Origin of the sequence: Wukongibacter baidiensis (genome assembly GCF_050888315.1) — a bacterium.
Lineage (GTDB): Bacteria > Bacillota > Clostridia > Peptostreptococcales > Caminicellaceae > Wukongibacter > Wukongibacter baidiensis.
In genome coordinates this window covers 3289074-3314953 of sequence record NZ_CP138202.1, presented here as the reverse complement: position 1 = coordinate 3314953, position 25880 = coordinate 3289074, and the positions used below count along the sequence as shown (strand labels likewise).

Genomic DNA, 25880 nt, shown 5'->3' with positions numbered 1-25880 from the left:
ATCTTTGTGTTATTCTGAGACATCTTTATTTATTTTCGAAATATGGAGACTATAAGTAAAAACAAGGGAAGAACAAAGCTATAAGTTAAGACATAAGGAATCCAAGTCGTTGAAGTCCACACGTTGGCGTAGGTGCTGTTAGGATATACCACCAGTGAAAGTATAACTGTAATCATACCAAGAGGTAGAGTTAGTGATTTATAATCCTTAAGTTCCAAAATCTGAGCTAAACCTATGACACCACCATAAAAGTAAACCAGTATCTTATAAAAGATACTAATAAACCAAAGAATAGCTATTACCGATTCAATTCTCTGTAGGAAGCTTCCTAAACGAACTTTCTTTGCTAGTATATAGGTGGGAAAAGTACTTCGTGCTGTTATTCCATGTCCTAAAACCCAAATACTCAATATGGTTACAAAGAATATCATAAATCCTCCTATTAAGGTACCAATTAGAAAGGAGTTTTTAGCTTCCTTGAGATTATTGATATAAGCAGGAAAAATCATCATAAGAGCTATTAGGGTTAGGGAAGAATAACTTACATATAACAGCGCTCCTCGAATAATGGGCTTTATCCCATATTCAAACATAGGTTGAACGTTTTGGATCTTTATATCCTTAGAGGCAAATAAAGCTAATATGATAAAAAGTCCAATTACCCAAGGAAATAATATTTCACCAGCTCGTGAAAAGGTTTCTAAGCCTAATCGAGTACCTATTACAACAATACCTACTATAAGTATATTAGTAAACTGGATAGGGGTTTCTGGCATTATTTGTGTTGTTACGAAATCTCCTACAAACCACACAATGGTTGCAGAATTTATAAACAAAAAAGAAACAAATAAAAGAGAAACCATTTTACCTAGCCATTTGCCAAGTAGTTTTTCTATACACTCTATGAATGACATATTAGGAAAGAGGCTTCCTATGGAATTATAAAACAATATCACTAACAATCCTATTAGACTACCTACTATTGCAGCTATCCAGGCATCTTGTTTAGATTCTGCAGCTAATCCCCCTGGAGTAAGCAAAATAGAAGTACCAATAAAACATAAAATTACTAAAATTCTAAATTGACGTGAGCTTATTTTCCAAATCCCTAAGGCGTTTTTTTTCATGTCTTTCTCCTTTACTCTAAGATTCCTATGAAGAAATCAGTAAGAGGTTTATAAATAATTGTAATCCACTCAGCTGGATTTGGGATATCGAGATTTAAACTTTCAGAAATACTTAGAGTTAGGCCGAAGAGGAGTAGAATAGAAAATGCCCATAATTCTCTTTTTAAACCTCTTTCTATCAATGATGGAACCTCATATAATACAATTCCGATTGTTACTGTTAGAATTCCTAGTATTGGCCACATAAGTCTACTCCCTTATCTCTTTTTGAAAGGACTCAGTAATCGTTCCAAGTCGTCTAATTTTTGCATTAACCTTTATATTGACTTCCAATTTTTTAAACTCTTTATCCCAATTGTCTTTTAGCTCTTTCCACAGGTTAGGATCTACTCTATGGATAACATCACCAAATCCAAATATATCACTTTCAAAATCTTCTTGAGCCCTTTTTATTGCTGCTTCCATTTGCGACTTTATTTTTTCTCCCACTACTTTTTCTAAACTATAGATATTTTCAGTTTTAGATAGATCAACTTTACTCTGTACATCTCCAACATTCCCTTCTGCCCAGACCTCAATGTCTATTTTAGGTTGTCCATCTTCTACTATACCTTTTATACTTGCATTCGTACGGATTAGTTCAATGCTTACTTTTCCATCTTCAGGCCAGGGAACAGTCACAATTGTACTGGTAATATGATCCATAATATAATTGTATCCGATGCTTTCTTCTTCACTTAACCATCCAACAAGCTTATCCTTCTTAAAACCTGCAATATATCTCAGTTGAATTGTGGTAGGAGAATCAACCTTTTCTACGTTTCTAACATCGTTTCCAACGTTTGAATCTCCCTTTATAATGATGCCCGTTAATACAGGGTTACTACCATCACTAATTAAGCTGCTTATAAGCTCGTCTAGTTGAACATCATAAGTTGAAGCCCATGATTGTGTAGACATTTCTAAGGAAGAAAATATTTTATTTGCTGGGATTTTTTCAACAGGAGTTAAAACATCCAATAACTCTCCAGCTGTGACATTTTTTGCAACAGCGATATAGTAATCAGCTCGCATCTCATGGTCCCTAGAGAGAAAGTCGAGAGATTTTCCTATGCCATCCTTGGCAAAGTCTTCTCCGAAAACCAGTAACCGTAAATGGGATAGATAGATTTTTCTGGGGGTTTCAAGGGTTAACTTTCTCATAGCCTCTAATATAGACTCCCCCGAAGTTCTGTAGGTAGTAACTGGCGTACGGGTACTAGTAGCCTGTGCAGCAATTTCACCAGGGTTAATTAACTGGACTGTAACAAGATATCCTTCATCACTCTTATCAATACCTAATGCTGAAGCTATAGAAATCTCATTTATTTCTCTACTGCTCCAACAACCGGTTAGGGAGGGTGTGAAGATTATTAATATAAAAAAAAGAATAAAAGTTCTTTTCATGATAAAGCTCCTTAGTCTAACCTATTGGGATTTAAGGTCATTTTTCAAGAAAAATAAGATTATAAGCTTAAGCGTTTATACATTCATCAGAGGTCCTATTTTTACCCACTGTTTTGTGGCGGCTTTGGTTCAGCCATTTCAGGACTTTGCTGTCGAATCATATCTTTTTGATTGATTAAACGAGGACGATAAAACATACTCCAAAGAGGAAAACGCGATATAGTATCCTTCTGATCACTCCAATTAAAAGGTGCCATAGGAGACATATATGGTATTCCTAAGGAGCGTAGGCTGCATAGATGAAGAACTACTCCTATGAGGCCTAAGGCCATGCCGTATAGACCGAAGGTAGCAGACAGTATCATTAATACAAAGCGCAGCATCCTAACGGCAATAGCCATATTATAGGTTGGAAATACGAAACTACTAATGGCAGTCAGGGATACGACAATTACCATTACCGGTGAAACTATTCCGGCCTGTACAGCGGCTTCGCCAAGCACCAATGCTCCTACGATGGAAATAGCCGCTCCAACAGCCCTAGGCATTCTTACTCCAGCCTCGCGAAGGATCTCAAAAGTAACCTCCATTATCAGCGCTTCAACAAAGGCAGGAAATGGTACACCTTCTCTTTGTGCTGCAATGCTAATAAGAAGAGATGTTGGAATCATTTCCTGATGGAAGGTCGTTACTGCAATATATATCGATGGTGTAAGTAGTGCGATGAAGAAAGAAATATAGCGAAGTAAACGAATGAGTGTACTGATATCAAAACGCTGATAATAGTCCTCTGGAGCTTGGAGGAAATGAACAAATAAAGCCGGTACTAAAAGGACAAAGGGTGTACCGTCTACAAGTATTGCTATTCGTCCCTCTAATAAACCAGCTGAAATAGCATCGGGCCTTTCTGTGTTATATACAGTAGGAAAGGGGCTATATACTCCATCCTGAATAAGTTCCTCTATATATCCACTTTCTAATATTCCATCAATATCGATGCGATTAAGACGCTTACGAACCTCCTTAACGATCTTGTCGTTGGCAATATCTTGTATATAAGCGATAGCCACATCGGTCTTTGTTCTCTGCCCAATTCTTTTTGTTTCTATACGAAGATTTGTATCCTTTATTCTTCGACGGATGAGTGCTGTGTTAGTTCTAAGGGTTTCTGTAAAGCCATCCTTTGGGCCTCTTACAACAGTTTCAGAATCAGGTGTCGGGACGCCACGATCTGCCCAGCCCCTTGAGCTTACTACAAACCCTTCACAATATCCATCGATCAGTACAATAGTATCTCCAGACAAAAGATGAACAAAGAGATCTTTAAAGTCTGAGATTTCCTTTATATCACCGTCTGGAAGCCCAAAGTTCTTCAATATTTCAAAAAAGCTCTTTTTGAAAGACATATCTGTATTGATCGTAGTTCTTCTTATATCTATCATTAGTGCCTTTAGAATGAAATCCTGAATCAATGTTTTATCAACCAATCCATCGGTATAAATTACACCTACCTCTGTCTTTATCTCTTCACCAACGGGAAAAATCCTTGTCACTATGTCGCTACTTTCTCCAAGGACTTCTTTTACTATCTTGATATTCTCATGAAGGTTGATATTTAGGGGACCTTTACTGTTGGAATCATCTATTTTTCTTTGGCGATTGGAGGAAGAATATTCATTTTTTCTTTTAAAAAACTTCCAAAAAGCTTTCATTATTTGAACCCCTAGATTATTTTTTTATAAAATTTGCTTAAACACCTATAGATAATGCTAAAAGACAAGACCTCAACAAAACCAAAGAGATCTGTATCCTTTAGTTTCTATTAATATTTCTTCTATTAAGGATTTTTATTCTAATGTTGGTGACCTTTATCGAAATATTTGCATCAGAAATAACTTAGAAAATATTAACATGTAAATTAACTTGACAATACTAAAAGAAAATCATATAATGAATCCAGATTCATTTAAAATGAACTTGAATTCATAAAGGGTGAGAATATGCCAAAGATTATTAAAGATATAGAAGAAAATATATTTAATGCTGCCTTTGAGTTGTTTGGAGAGTATGGATATAAAGAAACTGATATGAAAAAGATTGCTAAAAAGGCGGGTATTGCAGTAGGGACTCTATATAATTACTATTCAAATAAAAAGGAACTCTTTTTGAGTGTTTTTGAAAAGAGCTGGAAAAATACTTTTTTTAGGATAGATAGTATGTTTAGAGAGAAAACCGACGCTAAAGAAAAAATTAGAAGTTTCGTAGAAATATTGTATGATGAGATATCAAAAAGAAAAGGGCTTGGAAGTGAGTTGGTTAGGGAGAATGTAATTGCCCATGAAAAAAATGAAAAGTTCCTATTTGTTAAGAAGGAACTTTCAAATAGGATGCAGGCATTGATACATGAACTTAGATGTAATGAAGAGCTTAGATTTGAATCGGATATGGATGAGAGGTTATGTTTTTCATTGGTTACGCTGACTGCTGAAATGACAAAAATTTATCCCGGTGAAAGAGATACAAATTTAGAGTTCATCAATATGTTTATAGAGAGTATCTATAAAAGATAATTTTTTTTGAGATTTAATGAACGATGATTCATAAAACTTTATGAGTGCGTTCTAACAGTTAATAATTTAATAGGAGGTATAATATGTCAGAGAAAAATCAAAGAGCAGAAATGATGGAGAATGAAAAAATACCTGCTATACTGATGAAGCTAGCTATACCTGGTATTATAGCTATGCTTGTAAATGCAGTCTATAATGTTGTAGATACAATGTTTGTGGGGATGTTAGGAAATACAAGTGCTATTGGTGCTGTTTCTGTTGCCTTTCCATTGTTTATGATAATAGCTGCATTTGGTCAAATGTTTGGAGTAGGTGCGGGTTCATATATATCAAGGCTTTTAGGAGAAAAGAATAAGGAATTAGCAGATAAAACCACATCAACTACTTTTTTTACGAGTTTAGTTTGTGGTATAGCATTTACTATTGTTGGAACTATTCTTATCGAACCATTGCTAAAAATGTTTGGAGCAACTACAACTATAATGCCCTTCGCTAAGGAATACTCCTTGGTATTAGTTGCTGGTTCGGTATTTACAGTATGTAATATGACACTAAATAATATGATTAGAGCAGAGGGGAATGCAAAATACAGTATGTTTGCAATAAGCCTCGGAGCAGGACTAAATATTATTTTGGATCCTATCTTCATGTTTGGCTTTGATATGGGGATAAAGGGAGCAGCCCTGGCAACGGTTCTTGCTCAAGGTATATCCTTTATATTCCTTATTAGATATTTTATTAGTGGAAAGAGCTATATAAAAATAGCCTTTAAATATTTTACCTTATCGAGGAAGATATATACTGAGATAATGAAGATTGGAATAGCAACCTTCGCAAGGCAGGCACTTTCAAGTTTAGCTTTAGGGTTGATAAATGTAGCGGCCATGCCCTATGGAGATGCAGCAGTTGCAGCTATGGGAGTTACTTTAAGGGTAGTCTCAATAGGTATGTTTGTAATATTTGGATATAATCAAGGATTTCAGCCTGTAGTGGGATACAATTATGGAGCTAAAAAATATAATCGTCTAAGGGAAGCAATAAAGGTATCCCTTAAATGGACCACTAGTTTTGCAGTAGTTGTTACGATTGTACTAATGTTCTTTGCAGAAGGTATAGTTGCGGTATTCAGTAAAGATCCTGAGGTAATAGCTATTGGAACAAAAACCATCAGAGCTATAAGCTTGTTATTCCCACTGTTTGGATTTCAGCAGGTTTATGCTTCACTTTTTCAAGCCCTTGGTAAGGGAAAAGAGGCTCTTGTTTTATCCCTTGCAAGACAGGGGATATTCCTTATTCCGGCAGTCTTAATATTGCCGAAGTTGTTTGGATTAAATGGAGTAATCTATAGTCAGACTATAGCAGACTTTTTTACAATAATTGTTACAGCAATACTAGCAATGTCATTAAACAAATCCTTAAGAAAAGAAGAAAATGAGAATAAAGATTTACAGCATCCGAAGAAGATAATCTAAAGGAAAACCTAAGCTCAGGTAGTGTAAGCTTTTTTCCAGGCATAGAAAAAGATTTAGTTAAATTTAGCTAAATCTTTTTCATATTTCTAGATGAGAGACCTATTCAAAATAAAGGGATTGGTGTTCAACAAGCATTTATTGTGAGATAAACTTTCTGAAAAAGCTACAAAAGTCCAAAGAAATGTATTAAAATGTTGAAAAGACACAAATTATGATGTCTAATGAAAAAATTAGTTCTATTATAGATAAACAACATTGAAATTTATTAAGCCTTGAAGTTGTTTATTGAGAGACAATTATTTTTAAAGTAGATATATTAAAGGGTGGACATTTCAAATGAGTAAGATTCTGTACAGGTTTAGATTTACTATTATGCTGATTGTACTTTCTATTATTCTATCTATATCCTGGAAAAACTATGAAAATTCAAGACAGATTCTGCAGTCAGAGTATGACATTCAACAGGCAATGATAGAGAGAAGTATTATAAACACTATGGAGCGTACAGATATTGCATCAAAAACTATTGAGCAATATGTTAATGCAAAAATGAGAAGATATTTAAAGCAAATGCGGAAACTTTATAAAGATAATCCAGAGGTTTTGACTTGGGACTTGGAAAAGTTCAAGAAGGAATTTGAGGATTATGACATTTATATTATCAGTAGTGATTTAGTTGTTATCAATACAACCTTTGAACATGATATGGGGATGGATTTTAAAAAATATGATAATCTAGCAAGGCTTCTGAGGAGGAGGCTTGAAGGCAATAAATTTGTTGCTGACCGTTTAGATATATCAATAAATACTGGACAAATAAGAAAGTATAGCTATATGCCTACACCAGATCATAAATATCTTCTCGAGCTTAGTGTAGATATTGAAGAGGCTTTTCCGTTATCGAAGGATTTAAATTTTTCCCTAGTTCTTAAGGATCTGACTAAAAAGTATTCAGCTATTGATAAAATTTCTATCTATAAGATAAATAAAATGGGGATACCCTATAAGGAGTTAAACACATATGACAAGAATGGTGTTCTTGTATTCCCAGAAGAAAGAAGAATTATTGCCCAAGACGCAGTTAAGTCAGATGAGGTTAGAATTTTAAAAGAGAAACAGGGTTCTAAAGGCAACAATAAAACTTATAAATATATTCCATATAATGATTATAAGACAAATGGTGATCTAGACTGGTGGAACTCATACCTAATTGAACTCATTTATAATGATAAGGACTTTAACAGTTTACTTAGTGAGCAAAGAAACTTGTTCTTATATAATGGTTTGGCAGTTATTTTTGTTTTTTCTGTTCTTATATTTATTATTGATTATCTTTTCCGTCAATCGGAGCAAAGCAGAGAACGGTTGGAAACCGTAATAAATAGGACATCTGAAGGCTTTTGTATGCTAAATTTAGACATGGAAATTATAGAAGCTAATGATTCTCTAGGTGAGATGTTTGGATATTCCCGTAAAGAAATTCTAGGAACTAATGCTACTGCTTTTTTTAATATACATAGTAATAAGAGTTTAATAGATAAGAATTGCTTTAGTTTTAGTAAAACTCACTATGAATTTGAAGAGGTCATGAGGACAAAAGAGGGCAGAGAGCTATATATTGTTATAAAGGCTACAGTGGTAAAAGATAACGAAGAAAAACCCAAATATATTTTTGCCTTTCTTTATGATATTACAAAGCGTAAGATGGCGGAAGAATGTATAAAACATATGGCCTATCATGATGGGCTAACAGGTTTACCGAATAGAAAGCTCTTTGATAGAGAAATTGTCAAGGCTTTATGTGAGGCAAAGGAAAATAAAGAAAAATTAGCTTTAATGTTTATCGATATAGATAATTTTAAAACAATTAATGATACATACGGGCATGGTATAGGTGATCAGCTTCTTAGGGATATAGCAGAGAGATTTAAAAATATTCTAAGGAAGAGCGATGTGATTTGCCGTATCGGAGGAGACGAGTTCATACTATTTGTAAAGGAGATCAATTCATCTGAAGACATTACAAAAGTAGCAAGAAAGATTATTAATATTTTCAAAGAAGTCTTTATTATTGGAGAACATGAAATCACTATAAAGCTTAGCATAGGTATAAGTGTATATCCTGAGCACGGAGATAATCTAGAAGAGCTTATAAAAAAATCTGATTATGCTATGTATCAAGTAAAGAGCCTTGGCAAGGATAATTATCATATATATTCAGAGTAAACTAAACCTCAAGGGATAAGTATAGATACTGCCCTTGAGGTTTTATTATATGATTACATTGCAAAGAATGCCGATTTTAGTATATGGAATATTAGGGGTATAAAAATTGCAGGAAGCATATTACCTACCTTTATTTTTTTGATTTCAAGGATATTAATACCTATAGCAACAATTAGAAGCCCTCCAATAGCCGACATGTCCGTTATTACAGATGCAATTAAAAACTGTTTCATAAAGGATGCTGTAATAGTGATAAATCCTTGATATATGAATACTGATACAGCAGAAAATAGCACCCCTATGCCTAGGGAGGAAGTAAAAGCTATAGCTGATATACCATCTATAATAGACTTTGCGAAAAGGGTTTGATGATTATTAGAAAGCCCACTTTCTAAAGCTCCCATTATAGCCATAGCACCTATACAATAAATTAAACTAGCATTTACAAAACCCTTAGATATATTGTTATTGCCATTAGGAAATGCTCCTTGTAATTTGTCCTCAATATATCCCCCTAATTTCTCAAGCCTATCTTCAATTCGTAGAAACTCTCCTAAAATACTACCTAAAGCTAAACTAAAGATTAGTAGAAGTATATTCTCAGCCTTTAAGGCATTTAGCAGACCAATTAGAATCACAGCAAGACTCAAAGCATTTATAACTGTGTCATTATATTGTTTTGGAATACCTTTCTTGAAAAAAAGCCCTATAAGGCTTCCACCTACTATCGCCAGAGCATTTACTATAGTACCTAGCATATATTTATCCTCCTCTTGAATAACCAATAAATAACAAAAAAACTTTATAGATTAGATAACTATATAATATAATAATATATATTGGGACTAGTTTGAAGAGCAATGTTGAATAAATTAAAAAAATAATTTATAAAAATAAAAAATAGCTTAGACAAGGAGGAGAAAAATGGATTATAAGAAACTACTAGAAAATGCAAAAAAAAATATAGAAACTTGTAGGGTCTGTCCACAGTGTAATGGTAAGGCATGTAGAGGTGAAATTCCTGGAGTAGGCGGAAAAGCAACGGGATCAGGGTTTATTCGCAATTACGAAGAACTAAGGAAAGTAAAAATTAATATGGATACTCTATATAGTGCTGATGAGGTGAATACGTCAATAGAGCTATTTGGAAAGAGTTTTAAATACCCAGTATTTGCAGCTCCTATTGGAGCAGTTAAATTAAATTATGGTGAGCTATATGACGATTATAACTACCAGATGTCAATTATTGAAGGCTGTAAAAACTCAGGAGTAGTAGGTTTTACAGGTGATGGAGTAAAGGATGAAGCCTATGAAGCCCCATTAAAGGTTATAGCAGAAAATGATGGATGGGGAGTACCTACAATAAAGCCTTGGAAGAAGGATGAAATATTAAGAAAAATAAAGATGGCCGAGGAGAGTGGCGCAATGGCAGTTGCTATGGATATTGATGCTGCCGGGCTAGCACTGCTAGGAATGCAGGGTAAGCCAGTTTCTCCTAAGTCAGCTGAGGAGATGAAGGAGATAATCTCTTCTACAAATCTGCCTTTTATTTTTAAGGGAATAATGACTGTACAAGGTGCTAGAAAAGCACTAGAGGCTGGAGCCTATGGTATTGTAGTATCTAATCATGGCGGAAGGGTTCTAGATGAAACACCATCAACGGTAGAGGTATTGTCTGAGATAGCTAAGGAAGTTAAGGGCAAGATGAAGATATTTATAGATGGAGGAATAAGATCTGGTTTAGATATATTTAAGGTCATAGCCCTTGGTGCTGATGCGGTATTAATAGGGAGACCATATGCAGTAGCAGTTTATGGAGGCGGAACTGAAGGCGTAGAACTATATACTCATAAATTAGGAAAAGAGTTACATGAAACTATGGTTATGAGTGGAGCAAAATCCCTTAAGGATATCAACGAAAATATGGTGACTATTATAAAATAATATAATGAAAAGCAGGGAGGAATAGACCATGGAAAGAGTATTAAATGGATTACAACCAGAAGCTGTTTTTAGGAATTTTGAGTCCCTAACCCGTATACCTAGGGGTTCAGGAAATGAAAAGGAAGTTAGTGATTTCCTAGTGAAATTTGCGAGTGATCTTGGGCTAGAGGTAATTCAAGAAGAGTGTCTAAATGTTATTATCAATAAACCCGCTTCCAAGGGATACGAAAATGCACCTAGGGTTATTCTTCAAGGCCATATGGATATAGTTTGTGCTAAGAGAGAGGGTTTAGATTTTGACTTCACAAAGGACCCAATCCCAGTAGTCTTAGATGGAGATATGATTCGAACAGACGGAACTACACTTGGTGCAGATAATGGAATTGCTGTAGCCATGGCAATGGCGATTTTAGAATCTAAGGAACTATCTCATCCTCCATTAACGGCACTATTTACTGTGGCAGAGGAAACAGGTATGGACGGAGTTATAGGACTTAAACCGGAAAATATCTCAGGGGATATCCTAATCAATATCGACTCTGAAGAAGAAGGGAAAGCCCTATCTTCCTGTGCCGGTGGTGTTAATAATATAGTACATCTACCGATTCAGTGGCAAGATGCAGACTCAGGCAAGGCTGCCTATAAGCTATCAATAAAAGGTCTTTTAGGTGGACATTCTGGAATGGAAATCGATAAGAATCGTGGGAATGCAATTAAATTGCTAGGAAGATTATTAGAGTCAATTAATAATAATATAGATATTGATATTGCTAAGGTAAGTGGTGGAGAAAAAATGAATGCCATTGCTAAAATGGCCGATGCAATTATTACAACTGATGAAGCAAATGAAGATAAACTAAATACTATGATAAGTGACTGTCAAAATATACTATCGAATGAGTTCAAGACTGCTGATCCAGATATTAAACTTTACATAGAGAAAGCTTCTAAACCAGAGAAAGTATTTAGTAAAGGTACAAGTAAATCCTTAATAAGTATATTAAGATTAACTCCAAACGGAGTTCAAACAATGAGTGCCGATATTAAAGGTTTAGTTGAGAGTTCGAACAATATTGGAGTTTTAGAAACCACTGAAAAAGAAGTAGTATTTAGCAGTGCAGTTCGCAGTTCTGTAAATACTTTAAAGGATGAAATTAATAACAGGATAAATACAGTATGTGAATTAACAGGAACCAAGATGGAGTTGGTTAGTGACTATCCAGAGTGGCAATACAAGGTAGATTCACCTATACGTGACCTAATGGTTGAGGTTTATCGAGAGATGTACGATGAGAAGATGGAAGTTGATGCCATCCATGCCGGATTAGAATGTGGATTTTTAAAGGAAAAGGTTGGAGATATAGATATGATATCTATTGGACCTAATCTATATGATGTTCATACACCAAATGAGCACTTAAGTATATCATCAACAAGACGTGTTTTTGAGTTTCTGTGTGAGGTATTAAAGAGAGTTAAATAATTATGTATAACTTGAGAAGCCTTCTATTCATGAATGAGTAGAAGGCTCTACTCTATTACTCATATAAATCACCAGCCAATTCCTCAAGCTGTTCGTTATCTATAATAATAATTGAATTTCTTTCCTTTCTAATGATTCCCTTTTGACACAAATTGTTTATGGTTCTATTTAAATGCCTGTAGCTTGTACCCAATAACTCTGCCATATCCGTCAATTTGTGGGTTTCAATTTCATTTAAGGGAATAGTATAGTCTTCATCGTTATTAGTAATAGCTAAAATATAGCTTGCCAATCTATTTTCTAAGGGATAGAGTAGGTTGACTGAACTCCAATAGGAGGAATTAGCTAATTTAGAGCTTAGATTTTTACAAATGAATTGTAAAAACGTAACGTCTCTACTAGCTTCCTTCCTTAAGTAATCCATTGGTATACCTATGCATATAACATTACTTACGGCTTCCACATTACAATCGGTATTATCACTATTTAAAAATTCCACATCACCCAATACTTGTAAGGGTCTATAAAACCTTAAGAGTACAGACTTCCCGTTTTTTAACATCGTATATACCTTTGCTTTACCCTCTACCATGAAATAAAAGTAATGGATTTTTTCACATGATTTGAATAGTGGTTCTCCTCTACTAAAGAGATGTAGTTCCATATTATCAATCATATCTTTCTCAAAAAAATCTCCAATATTAAATTTATTGATATAGAATAATAATTTCTCTCTATCATCTAGAAGTCTCATAATTTTACCTATCTTTCATTTATTTCTTGCTAATATCAGGGCTTATTTGCTAACGTCTACAATAATTATATTATTAGCGATTTTATATTTTATATAGGACATTTGTCCTTTTGAACCCCTTATTGTAATGATAGTCTATAAATGTACCAAATGCAAATCTTCAATAGGGGGTATATTATGAACAAGTTATATGCGGTTTTTGTAGGAATATTGGTATCTATTATGGTAACCTTCAATGGTCTTTTGGCGAAGTATGCTGGAGATTATTTATCATTAATTATTATTCATTTGGTAGGTCTTGTTATACTACTACCAATTATGTTTTTTAAAAAAGAAAAGCTTTCGAATCTAAAAGGGATTCCTATTTACCTATTTAGTGCAGGGGCCTTAGGTGTTTTTATGGTGTTTTCTAATAATATGACCTTTAACTTTCTTGGAGTATCCTTGACTATATCGTTAGTTTTATTGGGGCAATCCATAGCATCATGTATTATAGACCATTATGGTTTGTTTGAAATGGAAGTTAAGAGATTCCAAAAAGAAAAGCTACTTGGTTTTTTATTAGTATTAATTGGAATAGTAACTATGTTTGTATACTAGGAGGGGAAGACTTTGATATATACAATATTTGCTTTTTTGACTGGTGGTTTGACCATCGTATCTATAATAATAAATTCAAAATTGGCTATGAGAATAGGGGTATTGCAAGGAATTTTGATTAACTATTTAGTTGGCCTCCTATTTAGTGTATTAGTTTTATTAGCTAATTTCAGCTCTATGAATTTTTCGTCAGAGATTTTGGCACATATTCCTTTTTGGGCCTATTTAGGTGGAGCAATTGGAATAATAGGTATAGCCATAAATAATGCTGTAGTACCGAAGATTGGAGCCATATATGCTACCCTTCTTATATTCATAGGCCAACTATTTATGGGAATAACCATCGATTTTTTCATAGGAAATTCAATTTCTCAAGGTAAGATAATTGGCGGATTATTGATCCTATGTGGAATGGTATATAACTCCTATATTGATAAGAAGCAGTTTGCAGACTTAAGTATTAATGAGCAAATAAGTTAAACCTATAGGTATTGTTTACAATATAGAGCCGTGTAATGTATCTTTCCTCACTTATGTCCTATTTAGACTACATTACATGGCTCTATATTTTTTTTTGAAATCATTTCTCGAAGAAAAATCCGACCAGAATGAAGGAACTCGATGTTTGTGAGATTTATTGATTCGTGTATAACACATAATATTTTTGTTTGGTAAAAATAATAAAGATAATAAAGCGAACTGAAGGTGTAATGATGGGGAAGAAAATAAACTTGACTCTAACAGGAATAGTAATAATTTTTTTAGCTACAGGCTGTATCAATATCAAGTCTCCAGAAGAACTAGTAAGAATGCCGAGAAGTGCCGTAGAAAAAAGTGAAATTACTAGGGTCATTACTGATTTCCTAGATGAAAATAAAACCTTGACACTAGCAACAAATCAGAGAGCAGAAGCCGTTAGAAGAGTCGATCTAGACAGCGATGGAGCTTTAGAACTCTTTGTGTTATATAAAGAAGTCGATAATAGGCATAGAAAATCTGAAGAATACGGTATGCTTATCCTAAAGAAAAAGAAAGATAAGTGGAGTGAAATTAATAGAATTGAGGGCTCGAGATATGGATTTGACTCTATACAATATGATGATGTAACTGGAGATAATAAACCGGAAATATTTGTAGGGGAAAATACAGGAAGTGAGATTGAAAAGTTTCTAACCATATATTCATATCACGATGGGTATTTTAGAAATATTTACTATTCTAGCTATAGGGACTTTAGCCTAGGGGACTTGGACAATGATGGAAGACAGGAAGTAGTTTTATTTAATAAAGAAGAAAATAGTGATACCGGGTTTGTAGAGGCATTTAAGTATATCCAGAATGAATTAGTTACTATAGATAGATATGGATTCGAAGATAAAAGCTTCTATAGTACAATGACTCTCGGAAGGGCTTCCGATGACTATATGGGTATTTTTATAGATCATGATATAGGGACCTTTAATGGATACACTGATTTGCTAATCATGAAAAATGATAAGCTTAATGAGGTTTTAAGAGATACATTAACTGGTTACTATCAGAAGCTTAAGGGGAATATCACAGAGTCAAAGGATATCAATGACGATGGTATTATTGAATTTGGATTTATAACAGATATGGGGCTAAGGGAAGAGTATATAGATTATGAAGTTCCATATATAAAAGAGTGGTATCAATGGAGTGGTGATAAGAAGATTATTTTTATACAGAGGGAGTACTATAACTATGATAATGGATACAAGATAGTAATTCCTCTTGAGTGGAACAGAGAGTTTGTAATACTAGAAAGAAGAGATGAAAATGAAATAGGATTTTATTCTTCAGATCACACTGGAAGACCCGAAGATGAAATTTTTTCTATTAAAAGCTTTAGTTCTGATGAATGGGCAAAGGAAAAAACAGTCTTAGATAATAGATTCTATATTGTTTTAGATGAGAATAGAGAGAGGGTAATCGTGGGAAAAATTCTATATAAAGATAAAAAATCTAAGTATTATATAGTCAAGGAAAAACTAAAAGAAATATTTGTGAAAATATAGGAAAAAATTATAAATACTACAATCTGAGTATAAAAGGATGAGTTATTATGACCAGGAAAATACTGATTTTGGAGGACGAAAAATCAATAAGAGGTTTTATGAAAATAAAGCTCAGGAGTTTTGGATATGAGGTAATAGAAACGGAAACTGGAAGTGAAGCCTTAGATCAGATAGACGATAGCGTAGATATCGCATTATTGGATGTCATGCTTCCTGATATTGATGGCTTTGAGGTCTGTAAAAGATTCAGAGAGGATTATCGTAATCTAGGAATCATTATGATCACTGCAAAGGGTATGGAGGATGATAAGGTTATGGGTCTGGGCAGTGGAGCCGATGATTATATTGTAAAGCCCTTTAGCCCCAAGGAATTAGTGGCGAGGATAGAATCACTATTAAGAAGAATAGACGTAAACGATTCAAACAAGAGAATCGAAAAAAGCATTATTAAATTTGGCCCATTCAAATTAGACACAGACAAGAAAACCCTAGTTAAGGAAGATTGCTTCATTTCCCTTACCCCTACGGAATACGCCATTGTAAGTTTTTTAATCAATAATCCTGATAAGGTTATTAGCAGAGACGAGATACTAGATGAAGTATGGGGAGTAGATTATTTTGGAGATGTAAAAACAGTAGATGTAAACATGAGAAGGATTAGGCAGAAAATAGAAGATGATGCCTCGAAACCTATGTTTTTAAAAACCGTATGGGGACATGGTTATATATGGAGTACTGAGGGATGAAGAGTATAGGACATAGGCTATATAGACAAAATGGAATAATCATTCTTAGTATTGTTTTGATTTTGGAGCTTATATTTCTATGGGGAGTAAGGAATTACTACTTTGAAAGTACTAAAAAGCAGCTATTCAATAGAGCAGTTATTTCGGGTGACTTTTATAATAGATATCTCATTAATGAAACAATACATGGAAAAGCAAGATATATATTAGAAAATGAATCTAAAAATAAAATCTTTTACATGCAGGTACTGGATAGCAATCAAACTATAGTAACAGATTCAAATGGATTAATGACATCAACCCCTATAGATGAAGAAGACATTGTAGAAGCATTATTTGGAAGAAGTAAGATTGTTATGGCTAGAGACAAGGAAACAAGCGAAAAAATAATGGCTATATCTATACCCTTATACCATTTAGATAATATTTCAGGAGCTTTAAGATACATTGTTTCTGTTGAAGAAGTGGATGAGATGGTTGGTAAAATCTCAAGTATTTCCTTTATAATTGGTCTAGGAGTGATTGTTGTCATATTTTTATTGAGCTCATTTTTAGCACGGGATATAGTTGAACCAGTTAAGGAACTGACAAATATTGCTGAGGTAATGGCCGGAGGAGACTTTTCTAAAAGGGCCATTAAAAGAAATAATGATGAAATAGGAAGGCTTTCCGATACCTTGAACTTCATGGCAGAGGAAATCCAAAGGAGCAACTCTATAAAAAATGAATTTATAACCTCCGTATCCCATGAACTTAGAACCCCTCTTACCGCAATCAAGGGCTGGAGTGAAATCATTCTTGCCGGTGAGATAGATGACCCTGAGGAAGAACAGGAGGGCTTAAAAATCATATACGATGAAGCCGGAAGGTTATCGGGATTAGTTGAGGAACTCTTGGATTTTTCTAAACTTGAATCGGGAAAAATCACATTAAACTTAACTAAAATTAACATAAAGGAATTAATGGAGATCGTGTATAGTAATTTTAAGAAAAGATTTGAAATAGCAGAGATCGAAGCTAGTTTAATATTAGATGAAAAAGACTGCATAGTTATAGGGGATACCAATAGACTTAAACAGGTGCTTATAAATATTATAGATAATTCCATAAAGTTTACGGAGAAAGATGGTAGAATAATTATTAGAACTCTAATAAGAGAAAAATACGTTTTGATTGAAGTAGAAGATAACGGAATAGGAATACCTACAGAAGAAATAGAAAAAATAACTGAAAAATTCTACAAAGGTAAATCAAAGGGCGCCGGTAGTGGGATTGGCTTGGCAATTTGCAAGGAAATTATAGATATGCATCATGGCAATTTACATATTAACAGCATAGAAGGAGAAGGGACAAAGATGGGGATAGAGCTCCCAATAAAACTTTAACCACTTTGTAAAGATTTAATTGATGTGATTATATACAATATAAACAGATGGAGGTGATATGAAGAGATAAAACAATCTAAATATAGAGATTCTAGTCAAAACTTTAATTTATACACATCAAAAATCTTTAGAAACATCGGATATTTTGATATGTATAAATTAAGATTTACTTGGAACTCTCCAAAATAGAGCAGTTAAAAAATTACTATAGAATATATTGATTTAGAAGGGATGAAAGAATGAAATTATTAACTAAAAAAATATTTTTGATTATTTGTATTTTAGCCCTAGTGGCTTCAGCCGTTGGATGTACACCAGCTAATAATGAAGAACCTAAAATTGATAATGATGGGCTTAAAGTTGATGAGGAAGAATCTAAAGCTGATAGAGAGATGCCTAAAGCCGATGAGTATGAATCTAAGGTAGATACTGAGGAACCTAAATCCGATGATAAGGATACAGATGTAGAAGAAGCATATAGTCAGGAACTTGCTAAGTACTTTCCTTCCGTAGAAGGAACTGTCTTAAACTATTTTGGAACTGTAGAATACGGACAAACACTTACTTTGAGTAAGGTTATAGAGAATGAAGATAGACTCATATTAGGCTTTAAAGGAGAAATGTTAGATTTAAGTGGAGGAGAGAGTTCTAAGAAGAAGGAAGATTTTATTCTTGAGACAGAGTATGAAATCGATAAGGACTCTGTAAAGGAAATACAAAGAAATGAGGAAAGAAGATATTCTCAATCTATTATTCGAGAACAAATTGTTTTAAAGACTCCCATAGAAGAGGGTAAAAAGTGGAATCAAACCGTTAACATAGATGGTAAGGAATATACAGTAGAAACAAAAATAACTGAGATTTCTAAGGATGAAAAGGGTAAAGGCTTAGTGAAGACTGAAACTATAATAAAGGATATTGAATCTTATCCCGAAAATACCTATCAAGAAGTAAGAACCTATAAAGAAGATAAAGGGCTGGTATCATTCAGCACTATGATACTTCTAAAGGGGTCAGAGGGACAGGAGGATACACCTTTTGAATTTGGATATAGAATATATGAGCAAGAATAAGAGTGCTATACCAGAATGATGAATTTCTGAGTTACTTCAAATCTACTCACTCTGAAATATTAAGGGGCTGAACTCATGAGAGGATTATATGAGACAGCCCTCTTTTTAATTTGTTATCCTTAGCTGCTTAAGCAAGATAATTCTAAAAAATATTTCAGAATATTATAGAAATTTCTTTATGTGAAATAAAAAAAGATATAAAATAGTATTGGACATATTATTTTAAGGGGGATGAATATGAAAGTATATATTAGTGCCGACATAGAAGGTATAACAGGTGTAACTACTTGGAGTGAAACTGAAAAGGGGAATTCTGATTATCCTATCTTTGCAAGACAGATGGAAAATGAGGTTAAGGCTGCGTGTAAAGGTGCTTTAAATGCAGGGGCTAAGGAAATCTGGGTTAAGGATGCCCATGATAGCGGAAGGAATATAGACCCAGAATCTCTTCCGAGAAATACTAAGCTAATCAGAGGCTGGAGTGGCCATCCATTTTCAATGGTACAAGAACTTGATGAATCCTTTGATGCCCTAATGTTTATCGGATATCATTCACGTAGTGGTTCTAATGAGAACCCGCTATCTCACAGCATGAATTCAACTAGTGTTAATTATATAAAGATAAATGACAGATATGCCAGCGAATTTCTAATACACGCCTATGCAGCGGCTGCTCTTAATGTTCCAGTGGTATTTGTAAGTGGAGACAAAGGACTTTGTGATGAAATAAATGAGGTTAATAATGATATTAGTACTCTTGCAGTTAAGGAAGGAATAGGTAACTCTACGATAAGTATACATAATGAACTAGCTGTAGAGCTTACGGAGAAAAAAGTAGAAGAGATTTTAAAGGGAAATATGGATTTATGTAAGATAGAGCTACCAGATACCTTTGAGGTAGAGATATCATATTCGAAGCATGTTAAGGCGTACAAAGCTTCTTTTTATCCAGGTATGGAGCAAACATCTCCGACTACAGTAGTTTTTAAGACAAATGATTACTTTGAAGTTCTTAGAATGATGTTGTTTGTGCTTTAGTTATAAAAAAACCTATCCTAAAAAAAGGATAGGTTTTTTTCGCACAGATTAATAAATTTCTTTTAATAAAATGTAAAATGTGATTAAGCAGACTATGTAGAGGATAAAATAATATTAGGAGTATAATCCGAGTAAAAATTATATATTATGGAGGAACTATTATGAACAATTACAAGTGCACAGTTTGTGGCTATACATACAAGCCAGAAAGAGGAGATAAGCTAAATGATATACCACCAAATACAAGCTTTGAAGATCTCCCAGAACATTGGAAATGCCCGACATGTAATCAACCTAAGATGGTCTTTGAAGAAGTGAAATAAAATAATTAACACCTACCCTAGAGTAGGTGTTTTATTGTTTATGGCTTTAATATATAATAGTTACTATGAGTAAAAAATAGAGAGGTAACTATGGATAAAAAAATAATCCCAAAGAGGGATACATATATAGTATTAATTACTTCATTAATATTTATATTAAGCTGTATATTATTGAAGATTTCGTTAGCCTATGGATTCATAGCTGGTATAGTCTTATCATTCTATATATTTGAAAAGAGAGGGTATGAACCAAGAAATCTAATAAAGATGATGTGGGATGGATTAATCGAGTGTAGGATGATTTTTGTATTGCTCATCTTAATTGCTACAACGATATCCATTTGGTTATCATCTGGAATCGTACCAGCAATGATATACTACGGGTTTGAATATATGAAGGGCATGAATTTTTTATTTGCAGCCTTTATTATTACGTCTATTATTTCGATTTTTATGGGGACTGCATTTGGTACTATTAGCACCATAGGATTGGCTTTACTGGGATTGGGAAAGGGCTTTGGAATACCCGTCCATATTCTCCTAGCTGCAATTATCTCAGGGGCCTTTATTGCAGATAAAATATCGCCCCTATCGGCATTATTAAATCTTACTCTAACAACAACAAATATAAGATATAGAGAAGCATTAAAATCCATGCTTGTTACATTGATTCCAACGTATATACTGTCGGCATTATTTTATTTTTTCATTGGAAGAGGGTATAGTATAACGGTTGATGTAAGCAATCTAGACAGTTATAAAATGGCTATCAAAGAAGGATTTTTCATATCACCATTACTACTATTGTTACCGGTATTAATTCTAGTAATGTCTATTCTAGGAGCAAAAATAATTCCTACTATTACATTGGGATCAGTGGTGGGGATTATCATTAGTCTAACATTACAGGATTTAGAGTTGATTAACATTGTAAAAGCAATATTTGTGGGATATAGAGGAACTACTGCTAGCCCTGAATTGAACGAGATACTGATTAGCGGTGGGATTGTTTCCATGATAGAAGTAATATTTATTGTAATGGGAGTAGTGGCTTTAAACAGCCTATTTGAAGGAACAAGGATTATTCAACCAATAATTGATAATATGATATATAGGGTAAAGTCAAAGAAGGAGCTTGTATTCATGACTGGTATACTTAGTAGCATACTAACAATTGTAAGCTGCGATCAAACTGTAGGGATTATTTTGCCTGGAAGGCTACTAAGGAATAAATATGATGAGTTAGGAGTAGATCATAGCATATTGGCTCGAACTATATCCGATACAGGAACTATTATAGCTCCCCTAATGCCATGGAACGTTAACGCCCTATTCATCTATGTAATAGCAGGAGTATCGGCAATTTCATATGCACCCTATGCTGTCTTTTGCTATCTTTCACCAATCATAACGTTTACTATTTTTTCCTTGCACAAATCGAAGAATAAAGAATAAAGAATACAAAAGTAGAAACTTATAAGGCTACTGAAAAAGTATATACTAATATTTTTTCAGTAGCCTTATATTCACCATGTTTTTTTTATCGGTAAAAATACTTTGATTTTAGTACCAACATCGACTGTACTTTCGACTTTTAGATGACCTCCGTGCTCATCGATAATTAGTTTAGCGATCGACAGACCAAGTCCATGACCTCCTGTTTCCTTTGTTCTTGACTTGTCAGAACGATAAAAGCGGTTAAATACATGATCGATATCTTCCTTAGGGATTCCCATTCCTGTGTCTTCAACAACTAAAAGTAATTGTCTTTTTTGGAGCGTAGAAAGGACTTTTATGGTACCACCCTTAGGTGTGAATTTCACGCTATTATCAATAAATATTCTTAAGGCCTGTTTTAATAGTTTCCTATCGGCATTAAAGGTTATATTTTCATTAGTCTCACCGATTATTGTATGACTTGAATCAATTAGTTTAGTTTCATAAATAATCTCATCGATTAATTCGTTTATATAGAAATCTTCTCTTTGCAGATTTAATAAATTTTTATCACTCCTTGCCAAGAATAGAAGCTTTTCTATCAAATCCTTCATGGCTTCAGACTCACCCTTTATGGCAACTATAGATTCATCAAGGACTTCTTTATCACCTTTACCCCAGCGATCCAAGAGGTTTATATATCCTTGAATGACGGAAATTGGTGTTCTTAACTCATGAGAAGCATCTGAGACAAACTGATTCTGTTTTTCATAGGATGATTGAATCTTATCAAACATTTCATTAAAGGTTACAGCAAGGTCCCTAAGCTCATCGTAGGCTCCTCCTACATCAAGCCTAGTATCAAGATTTTCAACGGTAATTGCGTTTACTCTTTCAGTCATATCCTTTATAGGGCTTAACATCCGTTTACTGATTCTAAAGCCTATAGCGACTATTATGATGAGTCCTATAATATTTACAATCAATAGAATTATAAATAGAGTATATAAAAGAGTATTCTCGGTAGTTAAGTCTTTTGAGAGCTGAAGATAAAGTGTACCTTCAGTTAAATTAATCTCATCGCTTAAAACAAGTATATCCTTACCATTTGACCGCATAAATGTAGGTGAGCTGAACGCTCCATGGAATTTTATGTTATTCTCAGATGGATAGATAACATCTTTATTTTTATCGAAAACTGCTATGGTTATGTTTTCAAACTTTGCAATTGAATCTATACTATCATGTGGAATTTCTAAATCTTTTTGCATTTGGCTTAAGATAATATCTTTGCTCTTTTCAATATCCTTCTTAGAATCGTAGTCTATAAAGAAACGAAAACCAAACAATATACTTAAACTGGATAAAAAGAGAATAATAGAAATTATAATACCGTAGACAAAGGTTATTTTAAAGGTTAAGGAAAATCTAAGAAGCTTTTTAAAACCCCGGCCTAGACTACTGAACATTTGCCTAATAAGCTTTAATATAAACCCTAGGGATTTAAACACAGCCGGTATTATACCAATTAATATCTTAAGTATATAAAAAAGAATTTGAAAAAACTTATAGATTATTTGAAAAACTGATCTGTTCTTACTCATCTTTTAAAAGGTAACCCACCCCTCGTATAGTATGAATGAACTTTCTGTTAAACTTGTTATCGATCTTGCTTCTTAAATAACGGACATAAACATCTACAACGTTTGTATCGCCAAAGTAACTATATCCCCATACCTTTTCTAGGATTTGATCCCTTGTAAGGACCATGTTCTTATTTTCCATTAAATAATGTAAGAAATCAAACTCTTTTTTGGTTAATTCAATAGGATCATCATTGTAAGTTACAAGATATTTATCTAAATCAATCTGCAATCCATTGACTGAAAGAACATTAGAAGCCTTTGTAGAGATTGAATTTTTACGTTTTAATGTAACTCGAATACGGGCTAGAAGCTCTTCAATGGCAAAGGGTTTAGTTACATAATCGTCAGCACCTGTATCTAGGCCCATTACCTTATCCATAGTAGAGTCCTTTGCGGTAAGCATGATAATAGGAACTTCAGATGACTGGCGAATACGTCTACAGACTTCTACACCATTTAAACCAGGTAGCATAATATCTAAAATAATTAATGAGAAATCTCCTGATTGAGCCTTCTCGAGGCCGCTTCTACCATCATAAGCCTTCTCAATGGCATAACCTTCATATTTTAATTCCAACTCTAAAAAACGAGCGATCTTTTGTTCATCTTCTACTATAAGGATTTTATGTTGCATTGATAACATCCTCCTCAGAATAATACTTTATATCTAGTATATAACTTTTACAATATATTGTAAAAGCCAGGTTGTTGACGAACTCAACAAGATGGAATGCTGATGAGAAAGCTGAAGTTCAAGGCGTGCTGAGAGCAAGAGACCGTAGCGTATATAGACATACGTAAGGGTTCTTGATTGAAGCAACAACGAAGAAATTCGGGTTTCTCATCAGTGTCACTTTTACAATATATTGTAAAAGCAACCTACACTTTTAAATAGGTTGCCTTAGTAAAGTATCATTATTCCTCTTGTTCTTCTTCAATATTACTTTCATTGGAAGAAGCTTCAGATGTCATATTATCTACAGCGTCAGTCATTTTGTCAAAGACTTTATTAACTTCTAAGTTTTCTCCATCAGTTTTCTTAATACTAATCCTATGTTTTGTTAATAGAGCTGCCAGCAGAGCAATTATAACAAAGGGAGTTGCCAAAATCGATACTATTATAGCCAATGTGATTGGGATATTTAAGACAGTCCCCTTACTGTTTTTGATTACAAATTTTGTATCATTTCCTTTTTTGATTATTTTCTTAAGCTTATCTACAAATTGGCCTCTAGATTCAGCCTTCTTTCTAGCCTTAATTTTCTTTTCCTTTTCAAGATATACAAGGGCTTCGACTATATCACCTTCAAATTTTTCTAAAGCTTCTTTAGCATCCTCATAGCTTACGTTTGCTCTTTCTCTCAATGAATCTATTTGTTCCAATGTAGCTTTCATATTAACACCTCCGAGTAATCATTAAAATTATTGTTATTTGAACTTCTTGTTCTCTATGTAATAATTGTACAATTTCAAAATTAGATAAATCTGAGTAGAAGATTAAAATAAGATTAGAAAAAAGGGTGTTTCAGAATGATAAATTTCTGCTTTGCTTGAAATTCATCATTCTGAAACACCCTGGAGCCAAGCTCATAAGATATCTTTATGAGATAACAATATTAATGTGTATTTAAACTATTTATTTAAAATCTCCATTAGCTGAGAGACGGTAATAAAGCGTATTCCTTTCTTTTCTAGGATTGGGTAGGCCGATGCAATAGCCTGGGCCGTTGGCTTTCCTCCTTCAATTCCTACATGACCAATTCCTATGGCATAGCCCTTTTCTAGAGCTACATCGCCTAATTTCAACACCTGTCTTCTTATATGATTTACATCCTTCGTACCATCTAAAAATACATCCCTACATAAGCAGGGAACACCCAGTTCCTTAGCAGTTTCTAATACTACTGACTTTGGTGAGGTCTTACTATCAACAAAAAATAAGTTCTTTTCCTTTGCTACTTCTAAAATAGATTTCATGATTCTTTTATCTTGAGTAGCCTTTGAGCCCATATGATTGTTAATGCCTACAGCATACTCAACTTCATCAAGAGCATCATATATGATAGATTTGACATCATTGCTGTCTAAATCACAAGTAATCCCCCTTGGACCTAACCATTCCTTTTTACCTTGATTAGGCTCCATAGCGAGATGTAAAATTACCTCTAGATTAGCGTCTTTTGCAGCCTTAGCATCTGCCTTGCTGAAGGGCATAAAAGGCATAACTGCGGCAGTAACGGGAACATCCAGCTTAAGCATTTCTTCTGTTCCATTACCATTATTACCGAAATCATCAATTATCAGTACAACATATCCCTTGGTCTCTGAGCTGGTTGTAACGCTTTCGCTGTTATTAAAAAAAATTTGAAATAGGACTAATAAAATAAGAAGCGACAATATTCCTATTATTAAGTTGTACAAATGTTTTTTAGTAATGATTATCCACATGTTAAACACTTCCTTTATGGTTATTTTTTTTAGAAAGAAGACTTTGGTCTTGAGTCCTAATATATAAATATTTTATTTTGGGGATATTATGACTGTTATGTATAAAGTATTGAGAAAATATGA

24 protein-coding genes are annotated in these 25880 nt (G+C 33.7%); 14 read left to right on the top strand and 10 right to left on the bottom strand.

The features are described from left to right. Nucleotides 1-29 precede the first annotated feature (29 nt). The 4 genes from R9X47_RS14970 to R9X47_RS14955 all read right to left on the bottom strand — a co-directional run bounded on the left by R9X47_RS14970 (nucleotide 30) and on the right by R9X47_RS14955 (nucleotide 4285). Nucleotides 30-1127: a GerAB/ArcD/ProY family transporter gene (locus R9X47_RS14970; protein ID WP_432661860.1), complete on the bottom strand. Its 1098-nt coding sequence runs from the start codon at nucleotides 1125-1127 to the stop codon at nucleotides 30-32. An 11-nt stretch (nucleotides 1128-1138) separates the two neighbouring features. Beyond that, on the bottom strand, nucleotides 1139-1372 hold the full coding sequence (locus R9X47_RS14965) for a hypothetical protein (RefSeq protein ID WP_432661859.1): 234 nt from the start codon (nucleotides 1370-1372) through the stop codon (nucleotides 1139-1141). A 4-nt stretch (nucleotides 1373-1376) separates the two neighbouring features. Beyond that, entirely contained in the window at nucleotides 1377-2573 is a 1197-nt protein-coding gene (locus tag R9X47_RS14960; RefSeq protein WP_432661858.1) for a Ger(x)C family spore germination protein, read from the bottom strand. A gap of 101 nt (nucleotides 2574-2674) precedes the next feature. Continuing rightward, nucleotides 2675-4285, bottom strand: a complete 1611-nt coding sequence (locus R9X47_RS14955; protein ID WP_432661857.1) for a spore germination protein — start codon at nucleotides 4283-4285, stop codon at nucleotides 2675-2677. A 288-nt stretch (nucleotides 4286-4573) separates the two neighbouring features. On the opposite strand from R9X47_RS14955, the gene R9X47_RS14950 reads away from it, so the two are divergent. From R9X47_RS14950 to R9X47_RS14940, 3 genes are all read left to right on the top strand, one after another. Next, nucleotides 4574-5143 (top strand): TetR/AcrR family transcriptional regulator, encoded by a 570-nt coding sequence (locus R9X47_RS14950; protein WP_432661856.1) that lies wholly within the window; start codon nucleotides 4574-4576, stop codon nucleotides 5141-5143. Between the two features lie 83 nt (nucleotides 5144-5226). Continuing rightward, nucleotides 5227-6615, top strand: coding sequence for an MATE family efflux transporter (locus R9X47_RS14945; protein WP_432661855.1), 1389 nt, complete (start codon nucleotides 5227-5229; stop codon nucleotides 6613-6615). Nucleotides 6616-6951: 336 nt separating this feature from the next. Beyond that, nucleotides 6952-8841 carry a diguanylate cyclase domain-containing protein gene (locus tag R9X47_RS14940; protein WP_432661854.1) on the top strand — a complete coding sequence of 630 codons (1890 nt, stop codon included), beginning with the start codon at nucleotides 6952-6954 and terminating at the stop codon, nucleotides 8839-8841. Between the two features lie 53 nt (nucleotides 8842-8894). On the opposite strand, the gene R9X47_RS14935 is transcribed toward R9X47_RS14940, so the two are convergent. Next, entirely contained in the window at nucleotides 8895-9599 is a 705-nt protein-coding gene (locus tag R9X47_RS14935) for a DUF554 domain-containing protein (RefSeq protein WP_432661853.1), read from the bottom strand. A 166-nt stretch (nucleotides 9600-9765) separates the two neighbouring features. On the opposite strand from R9X47_RS14935, the gene R9X47_RS14930 reads away from it, so the two are divergent. Both R9X47_RS14930 and R9X47_RS14925 read left to right on the top strand, forming a co-directional pair. Beyond that, nucleotides 9766-10785 carry an alpha-hydroxy-acid oxidizing protein gene (locus tag R9X47_RS14930; protein WP_432661852.1) on the top strand — a complete coding sequence of 340 codons (1020 nt, stop codon included), beginning with the start codon at nucleotides 9766-9768 and terminating at the stop codon, nucleotides 10783-10785. A gap of 28 nt (nucleotides 10786-10813) precedes the next feature. Further along, on the top strand, nucleotides 10814-12268 hold the full coding sequence (locus R9X47_RS14925) for an aminoacyl-histidine dipeptidase (RefSeq protein ID WP_432661851.1): 1455 nt from the start codon (nucleotides 10814-10816) through the stop codon (nucleotides 12266-12268). Nucleotides 12269-12323: 55 nt separating this feature from the next. On the opposite strand, the gene R9X47_RS14920 is transcribed toward R9X47_RS14925, so the two are convergent. Continuing rightward, a complete protein-coding gene (locus R9X47_RS14920; RefSeq protein ID WP_432661850.1) occupies nucleotides 12324-13022 on the bottom strand; it encodes a cyclic nucleotide-binding domain-containing protein in 699 nt (232 codons plus the stop codon). A gap of 177 nt (nucleotides 13023-13199) precedes the next feature. Between R9X47_RS14920 and R9X47_RS14915 the strand changes: the two genes are divergently transcribed. The 9 genes from R9X47_RS14915 (at nucleotide 13200) to R9X47_RS14875 (ending at nucleotide 21681) form a co-directional block, all read left to right on the top strand. After that, nucleotides 13200-13622: a DMT family transporter gene (locus tag R9X47_RS14915; protein WP_432661849.1), complete on the top strand. Its 423-nt coding sequence runs from the start codon at nucleotides 13200-13202 to the stop codon at nucleotides 13620-13622. A gap of 12 nt (nucleotides 13623-13634) precedes the next feature. After that, nucleotides 13635-14102 carry a DMT family transporter gene (locus tag R9X47_RS14910; RefSeq protein ID WP_432661848.1) on the top strand — a complete coding sequence of 156 codons (468 nt, stop codon included), beginning with the start codon at nucleotides 13635-13637 and terminating at the stop codon, nucleotides 14100-14102. A 230-nt stretch (nucleotides 14103-14332) separates the two neighbouring features. After that, nucleotides 14333-15661, top strand: coding sequence for a hypothetical protein (locus R9X47_RS14905; RefSeq protein ID WP_432661847.1), 1329 nt, complete (start codon nucleotides 14333-14335; stop codon nucleotides 15659-15661). 47 nt (nucleotides 15662-15708) lie between these two features. Beyond that, entirely contained in the window at nucleotides 15709-16407 is a 699-nt protein-coding gene (locus R9X47_RS14900) for a response regulator transcription factor (protein ID WP_432661846.1), read from the top strand. Beyond that, on the top strand, nucleotides 16404-17792 hold the full coding sequence (locus R9X47_RS14895) for a sensor histidine kinase (RefSeq protein ID WP_432661845.1): 1389 nt from the start codon (nucleotides 16404-16406) through the stop codon (nucleotides 17790-17792). Before R9X47_RS14900 ends, R9X47_RS14895 begins: the two co-directional genes overlap by 4 nt. Nucleotides 17793-18031: 239 nt before the next feature. Continuing rightward, nucleotides 18032-18865, top strand: a complete 834-nt coding sequence (locus tag R9X47_RS14890) for a hypothetical protein (RefSeq protein ID WP_432661844.1) — start codon at nucleotides 18032-18034, stop codon at nucleotides 18863-18865. Nucleotides 18866-19102: 237 nt separating this feature from the next. Next, nucleotides 19103-19903 carry a M55 family metallopeptidase gene (locus tag R9X47_RS14885; RefSeq protein WP_432661843.1) on the top strand — a complete coding sequence of 267 codons (801 nt, stop codon included), beginning with the start codon at nucleotides 19103-19105 and terminating at the stop codon, nucleotides 19901-19903. A 161-nt stretch (nucleotides 19904-20064) separates the two neighbouring features. Next, nucleotides 20065-20226 carry a rubredoxin gene (locus tag R9X47_RS14880; RefSeq protein ID WP_432661842.1) on the top strand — a complete coding sequence of 54 codons (162 nt, stop codon included), beginning with the start codon at nucleotides 20065-20067 and terminating at the stop codon, nucleotides 20224-20226. A 90-nt stretch (nucleotides 20227-20316) separates the two neighbouring features. Then, entirely contained in the window at nucleotides 20317-21681 is a 1365-nt protein-coding gene (locus R9X47_RS14875) for a Na+/H+ antiporter NhaC family protein (protein ID WP_432661841.1), read from the top strand. 71 nt (nucleotides 21682-21752) lie between these two features. Here R9X47_RS14875 and R9X47_RS14870 read toward each other — a convergent pair whose 3' ends face one another. The 4 genes from R9X47_RS14870 to R9X47_RS14855 all read right to left on the bottom strand — a co-directional run bounded on the left by R9X47_RS14870 (nucleotide 21753) and on the right by R9X47_RS14855 (nucleotide 25757). Beyond that, nucleotides 21753-23267, bottom strand: coding sequence for a HAMP domain-containing sensor histidine kinase (locus R9X47_RS14870; protein ID WP_432661840.1), 1515 nt, complete (start codon nucleotides 23265-23267; stop codon nucleotides 21753-21755). Continuing rightward, on the bottom strand, nucleotides 23260-23943 hold the full coding sequence (locus tag R9X47_RS14865; protein ID WP_432661839.1) for a response regulator transcription factor: 684 nt from the start codon (nucleotides 23941-23943) through the stop codon (nucleotides 23260-23262). Before R9X47_RS14865 ends, R9X47_RS14870 begins: the two co-directional genes overlap by 8 nt. A gap of 281 nt (nucleotides 23944-24224) precedes the next feature. Then, nucleotides 24225-24704, bottom strand: coding sequence for a DUF4342 domain-containing protein (locus R9X47_RS14860; protein ID WP_432661838.1), 480 nt, complete (start codon nucleotides 24702-24704; stop codon nucleotides 24225-24227). A gap of 237 nt (nucleotides 24705-24941) precedes the next feature. Further along, complete coding sequence (locus tag R9X47_RS14855; protein ID WP_432661837.1) at nucleotides 24942-25757, bottom strand: divergent polysaccharide deacetylase family protein; 816 nt, start codon at nucleotides 25755-25757, stop codon at nucleotides 24942-24944. Nucleotides 25758-25880 lie beyond the last annotated feature (123 nt).